General features: G+C 62.7%; 5 protein-coding genes. 4 read left to right on the top strand and 1 reads right to left on the bottom strand.

What is annotated here, in order from left to right; all coding sequences use genetic code 11:
- Positions 1-1,138, top strand: a 1,138-nt coding sequence (locus QZH66_RS14220) for an anaerobic sulfatase maturase (protein WP_305806593.1), incomplete at its 5' end; no start/stop codon positions are given.
- Here QZH66_RS14220 and QZH66_RS14215 read toward each other — a convergent pair.
- Positions 1,122-2,540 carry a PLP-dependent aminotransferase family protein gene (locus tag QZH66_RS14215; RefSeq protein WP_305806592.1) on the bottom strand — a complete coding sequence of 473 codons (1,419 nt, stop codon included), beginning with the start codon at positions 2,538-2,540 and terminating at the stop codon, positions 1,122-1,124. The two genes, QZH66_RS14220 and QZH66_RS14215, sit on opposite strands and share 17 nt — an antisense overlap.
- Before the next feature lie 100 nt (positions 2,541-2,640).
- On the opposite strand from QZH66_RS14215, the gene QZH66_RS14210 reads away from it, so the two are divergent.
- From QZH66_RS14210 to QZH66_RS14200, 3 genes are all read left to right on the top strand, one after another.
- Entirely contained in the window at positions 2,641-4,899 is a 2,259-nt protein-coding gene (locus tag QZH66_RS14210) for an arylsulfatase (RefSeq protein ID WP_305806591.1), read from the top strand.
- A 31-nt stretch (positions 4,900-4,930) separates the two neighbouring features.
- Positions 4,931-5,908 carry a tripartite tricarboxylate transporter substrate binding protein gene (locus QZH66_RS14205; protein ID WP_305806590.1) on the top strand — a complete coding sequence of 326 codons (978 nt, stop codon included), beginning with the start codon at positions 4,931-4,933 and terminating at the stop codon, positions 5,906-5,908.
- A gap of 2 nt (positions 5,909-5,910) precedes the next feature.
- Positions 5,911-6,061 (top strand): SDR family NAD(P)-dependent oxidoreductase (locus tag QZH66_RS14200; RefSeq protein WP_345783850.1); only part of this gene is annotated, 151 nt, incomplete at its 3' end.

Raw genomic sequence — 6,061 nt, 5'->3', positions numbered from 1 at the left:
GAACCTGTACCCCGATGAAAGCTACTTCATGGATGAGGCGACGCTGGAGACCTATATCCGGCAATTGCTGGAGTCTTCGCTAGGACCGCAGGTCGAAATCGCGTGGCAGGGCGGTGAACCCATGCTGCGCGGGCTCGACTTTTACCGACGGGCGGTAGAATTGGCCGAGAAGTATCGTCGGGCTGACCAGGAGATCCAGCACACCATGCAGACCAATGCGACGCTGGTGGACGACGAATGGGCGCGCTTCTTCCGGCAGAACAACTATCTGGTCGGAGTCAGCGTGGACGGCCCGCCTGCCATGCACGACATCTATCGCGTCGACCGGAAAGGGCGGGGCACGTTCGACCAGGTGCTGCAGGGGTGGAATTGCCTGCAGCGGCACGGGGTAGAAACCAATGTCCTGTGTACGGTGCACGCCGGCAACGCGGAGCACCCGCTTGAAGTCTATCGGTTTTTCCGCGATGAACTCAAGGCGCAGTACATCCAGCTCATACCGATCGTGGAGCGCGCGACCGAGCAGACGATCGTGCTCGCCAACCAAGGCTGGGGTGGTCTGAAAGGCAAGGATAGACCGCTGTACCGGCAGGAGGGCACACGCGTGACCGCCAGGTCGGTGTCGGCCGAGCAGTTCGGCAGTTTCCTGATCGCCATTTTCGATGAGTGGGTGAAGCGCGACGTGGGAAAGGTGTACGTGACGACGTTCGACGTGGCGCTGGGAAGTTGGCTTGGCCAGCACAACAGTTGCGTTGTTGCGCCGACTTGCGGCGCCTCCCTGGCGCTCGAACACAATGGCGATGTGTATTCCTGCGACCATTTCGTAGAGCCGCAACACCGACTGGGCAACATCAAGACCACACCGCTGGGTACGCTGGTGGCCTCTGAAAAACAACGCCGCTTCGGCAATGCGAAGTTCGACACGCTTCCGAAGTACTGCAAGCAGTGTCCGATGCTCTTCGCCTGCTACGGCGAGTGTCCGCGCAACCGGTTCATTGAGACCCCGGATGGCGAGCCCGGTCTGAATTATCTGTGTGCCGGCTACAAAGCTTTCTTCACCCACGTTGATCCTGCGATGAAGACCATGGTCACCTTGTTGCGCAACGGTCGCTACGTTGATGAAATCATGGCCTTGGCCTGAGCGCGTCAAGGCAACGCGGTCGAGTCAAGGCGAGGACCTCACTGATAGCCGACTCTGGCCCTAAAAATCCGACATTGAAGCGAAACCAGGATGAGCGTGACGTCGCGTCGGGGCTGAAGATGGCGCCCGGGGCCATCGCAATGCCGCGCGTGAACATTTGGCGGGCGAATGACAGTGAATCCTCCACACCAGGCAGGCGTGCCCACAGGTACAAGCTTTGCTCCGGCCGGGCGAAGACTTCGACACCGTGTTCGTCGAACAGCGACAGTGCGGCACGCGTGGCATTGCGTGTCTTGGCGCGCAGGGCCAGGGCGTGCTTGCGAAAGCGCCCTTCGGTGATCACCGCGTCGACCGTGCGCTCGGCGTACAGGGAACTGTTGAGGCTGACAATGGTTTTGACCTGCGTCAGTTCACGTGCAAGATCGGCTCTGCATGCCAGGAAGCCGACCCGCACCACGCTCGACAGCGACTTGGAGAAGCTGCCGACATAGATGGACTGTGCAAGCTGGTCACCCCCTCCAATGCGCGGCGCGCGCAAGGGGGCAAAGTCGCCCAGCGCATCGTCGTCCACCATCACAAGGCTGTACCGCTGCGCCAGTTCGGTCAGTTCCTGCACCATCGAGCCCGTCATGTCGCTGCCCGTCGGATTGTGTCCGCAGGATTGCGTAAAGAACAGGTGCGGCTTGTGCCGCTGCAGCAGTTGAGAGAGCACGCCGATGTCAGGGCCCGCCGGTGTGCGGGGCACGCCGTGGATCTGCGCCCCTTGCAGTCGTAGCTTGTTGAAAGTCGGATAGAAGCCCGGGTCGTCAACCAGGACATGGTCGCCAGGGCGGACCAGATGCCGGATGACCAGGTCAACAGCCTGATAGGCGCCCTGGGTGAGGACGATCTGCGCGGTATCCACGGCCATGCCGAAGCCCTGCAGACGGGCGGCGATGTTCTTGCGCAGCGGCAGGTAGCCCGCGGGGTCGCCGTAGCGAAATACCGTGCCCAGGCCGCTGCGGCCGATTTTTTGCATATAGCGGTCGAGTCGGCATCCCTCAAGCCAGGCCGAGGGTGGCAGACCTTCGCCCAAGGACGGCGCTCCTTGGACGGCGTTCGTCTCGTGCCGGCCAATGCCAACAGCGCTCAGCGCCAGATCGAGTGCCGGCGCCCATCCATCCATCACGCGCAAGTGAGGATTCCGGCCCGCCACATAGAAGCCGGAGCCCCGGCGCGGTTCGATAAACCCTTCGGCCACCAGCATCTCATAGGCCTTGACCACGGTGTTCTTGGCCGCACCGCAGGCCTGGGCTTGATCGCGAAGCGACGCAAGGCCGCTACCGGGCGACAACTGGCCCAGCGCGATCTGGCGCTTGATGTCGGTGGCGATGCGTTCGGCCAGCGGAACGTGGTTGCTCATGCTTTTTTGGGGCTTCGACTGTTCTAGATAACTGTACCACTACATTGGTGGTACGGATCAGTAGACTCACAGCAACGTCGAAGGACTCAGGAGATAACGTATGGAAACGCCTCAGCAGCAAAGCCTGAACGAGCAGTTCGAGGGCAAGATTGGTCAGACCTACAAGGACTCGGTGCCGCACTGGCCCGTACAGCCGAAGGCGCCCTTGGATGCGCCGAACGTGGTGTTCATCGTGCTGGATGACGTGGGGTTTTCCGACCTCGGATGCTACGGGTCCGAGATCCACACGCCCAACATCGACGCACTGGCCGGCGGTGGCCTGCGCTACAGCAATTTCAACGTCACGGCCATGTGCTCGCCCACGCGGGCCTGTTTGCTGACCGGGCGCAATGCCCACTCGGTCGGTGTCGGCATCATTTCCGAATGGGCCAATGGCTTTCCGGCCTACCAGGGGCGCATCACTCCCAAGGCGGCGACGCTGGCCGAGGTTCTGGGAGAACATGCCTATGGGTGCTATGCCAGTGGCAAGTGGCATCTGACCAACCTGGCCGACTACGGCGCCGCCGGCCCCCACAACGACTGGCCGCTGGGCCGGGGCTTCTCGCGCTGGTATGGCTTCCATGGCGCGCTGATAGACCAATGGAACCCAGAGCTGTACGAGGATAACCATCCCTTCCACTTCGAGCCCCGCAAGGACTACCACCTGTCCACCGATCTGGTGGATCGCACGATAGGACAGATCCGCGACCACGTCACGTCCACGCACGACAGGCCGTTCTTCAGCTATCTGGCCTTTGGCGCCTGCCACTGGCCGCATCAGGTGCCGGACAGCTACATCAGCAAGTACCGTGGGCGCTACGACCGGGGCTGGGACCAAATTCGCGAGGAACGCTTTGCGCGGCAAAAGGAGCTGGGCATGGTGCCGGCGAATGCCGAAATGGCACCGCGCAACCCGGGCGTGGTCGCCTGGGAGGACGTGCCCGAGGATGCCAGGCGCCTGGGCTGCCGCCTGCAGGAAACCTTCGCGGCCTTCCTGGAGCACACCGACGCCGAGATCGGCCGGCTGGTCGACCATCTGCGCTCGACCGGTCAACTGGACAACACGATGATCGTTCTGATCTCGGACAACGGCGCAAGTCCCGAAGGCGGGGCCTTGGGCGCCATCAACATGCGCAAGCACATGACGCATGAGCAGGAGACGGTCGAGGCCATGCTGCCGCGCATCGACACCATCGGCGGCGAGTATTCCTTCAGCCACTACCCCATGGGCTGGGCGCAGGTCTCGAACACGCCCCTGAAATGGTACAAAAAGGATACGCACGGTGGTGGCATCCGTGCGCCGCTGATCATGCACTGGCCCGCCGGCATCGCGAGCCGCGGAGAAGTGCGCACGCAGTTCCACCACGTCACCGACGTCATGCCCACCGTGCTTGACTGCATCGGCGTCGAGGCGCCGCGCGTCTACAGGGGCGTCGACCAACTGGCCATGCACGGCCAAAGCATGCGCTACACGTTCGCCGACCCGTCCGCACCGACGGTCAAGACCACGCAGTACTTCGAGTTGCTGGGTGATCGCGCCGTGTGGCACGAGGGATGGAAGGCGGTCGTCAAGCATGCCAAGGGCGCCGACTACGCGGTGGATGACCGCTGGGAGCTGTACAAGCTCAACGAAGACTTCACCGAGGCGAAAGACCTGGCCGGGCAGCATCCCGATAAGCTCAAGTCGCTGGTCGACATCTGGTGGCAGCAGGCGGAGCGCTTCGGCGTGCTGCCGCTGGACGATCGCGAGGCGGAGCGCGCGCGCGACTTCCTGATGGCGGCCAAACGGTCGCGCTACGAGTTCCAGCCGGACATGGCGCGCATCGACCGCTTCATGGTCCCGGAAATCAGCGATCGCGACTACACGATCCGCGCGGAGCTGTCCGGGCTGGAGCGTGGCACGGAAGGCGTCATTTTCTCGTGGGGCAGCCGATTTGCCGGCTTTACCCTGTACTGCCAGGCCGGCGAGTTGGTCTACGAGTATCTCTACTCCGAGGTGCAGGGCTACCGCATGAGCACGTCGATGCCCACGGGTTCGGCCGTGGTGGAGCTGGACTTCAAGCGCACGGGCAGCAATGCCGGACAGATGGTGCTGCGCGTCGATGGTCAGCAGAAGGCGGCGCTCGACCTGCCCAAGACCTGGTGGACCTACAGCACTACCGCTGGCCTGACCTGCGGCCTGGCCGGTGTGCCGATCAGCGAGGCGTTCAAACCACCGTTTCGTTTCAACGCAACGCTGCAGCGAATGATTGTCGAGGTGGGCGAAGGTCCGTCCGATGACGGCGTCGGCAAGCTGTGGACGGTATTCAAGCAACAGTGAAAAAACGAAACCCTAGAAGGAGACAAGCATCATGATCAAGCGAAACTTTATGATCGCCGGGCTGGCCGTGCTCACCTGTGCGTTGCCGCTGTCTGCGGCCCAAGCGGCAGACTACCCGACCAAACCGGTGAAGATCATCGTGGGCTACCCGCCCGGTGGAACGACTGATTTGCTGGCACGGCTCGTGGGCGTGCAGTTGCAGGACAGATTGAAGCAGCCCTTCGTCATAGAGAACAAGCCCGGCGCGGGTGGCGGCATTGGCGCCGACGCGGTCACCAAGGCGCAGCCGGATGGCTACACGCTGGGTCTGGGGACCGCAGGCAACCTGGCGCTCAACTACGCCTCGTACGCCAAGATTTCTTACGACTCACGCAAGGACTTCACCGCCTTGAGCCTGCTGGCGACCATGCCCAATGTGCTGGTAGTCAACAGTAAAACGCCTGCGAAGAACTATGCCGAGCTGATCGCCTACCTCAAGCAAAAAGAGAAAGAGGGGAGCTTCTTTGCCTCCACAGGGACGGGCAATGGGCCGCATCTGACCGGTGAGCTGTTCAAGGCGCGCACCGGCCTGAATCTATCCCATGTGCCCTACCAGGGTGCCGGACCGGCCATCACCGCCGTGCTTAGTGGTGAGGTCGACATGCTGTTCGACAACCTGCCGTCCGTGCTGCCCTTCATTCAAAGTGGCAAGGTCCGGGCCATTGCGGTGACCAGTGCAGCCCGGGTGCCGGTGCTGGCCGATGTGCCCACGCTTCAGGAAATGGGGCTGAAGGACTTCGTGGTCGATGCCTGGTTCGCGCTGGTGGCTCCCGCTGGCCTGGACAAGGGCGCGCGCGAGAAGATTGACAAGGCGATCGCCGGCCTGTCGTCGAACGAGGCGTTCAAGGAGTCGATCCGCAAGCTGGGCGCCACGCCGGAGCTGACCGGCGGGGCTGAACTCAAGACTCTGATCGAGCAGGAGCGCGAGCGCTGGCCCGCCCTCGTCAAGCAGGCAAACATCAAGTTCTGACCATGATGGACGTAAACCACAGCACACCGGCCCATACCGGTCGGACTGTGCTGATCACGGGTGCGTGCGGCGGCATTGGGGTGGCGATCGCCGCTCGCTATGTGCAAGCGGGGGCCGCCGTGTGCCTGGTAGACCGTGACGCAGTAGCCGGTG

This window comes from Stenotrophomonas sp. YIM B06876 (assembly GCF_030711595.1).
In the GTDB taxonomy this organism is placed as follows: domain Bacteria; phylum Pseudomonadota; class Gammaproteobacteria; order Xanthomonadales; family Xanthomonadaceae; genus Stenotrophomonas.
This window is presented reverse-complemented; position numbering and strand designations above follow the sequence as displayed.

Bases quoted from the DNA above. Each gene is read 5' to 3' on its own strand.
- QZH66_RS14210 (WP_305806591.1), top strand. From the start codon at position 2,641: ATGGAAACGCCTCAGCAGCAAAGCCTGAACGAGCAGTTCGAGGGCAAG.
- QZH66_RS14215 (WP_305806592.1), bottom strand. From the start codon at position 2,540: ATGAGCAACCACGTTCCGCTGGCCGAACGCATCGCCACCGACATCAAG.
- QZH66_RS14205 (WP_305806590.1), top strand. From the start codon at position 4,931: ATGATCAAGCGAAACTTTATGATCGCCGGGCTGGCCGTGCTCACCTGT.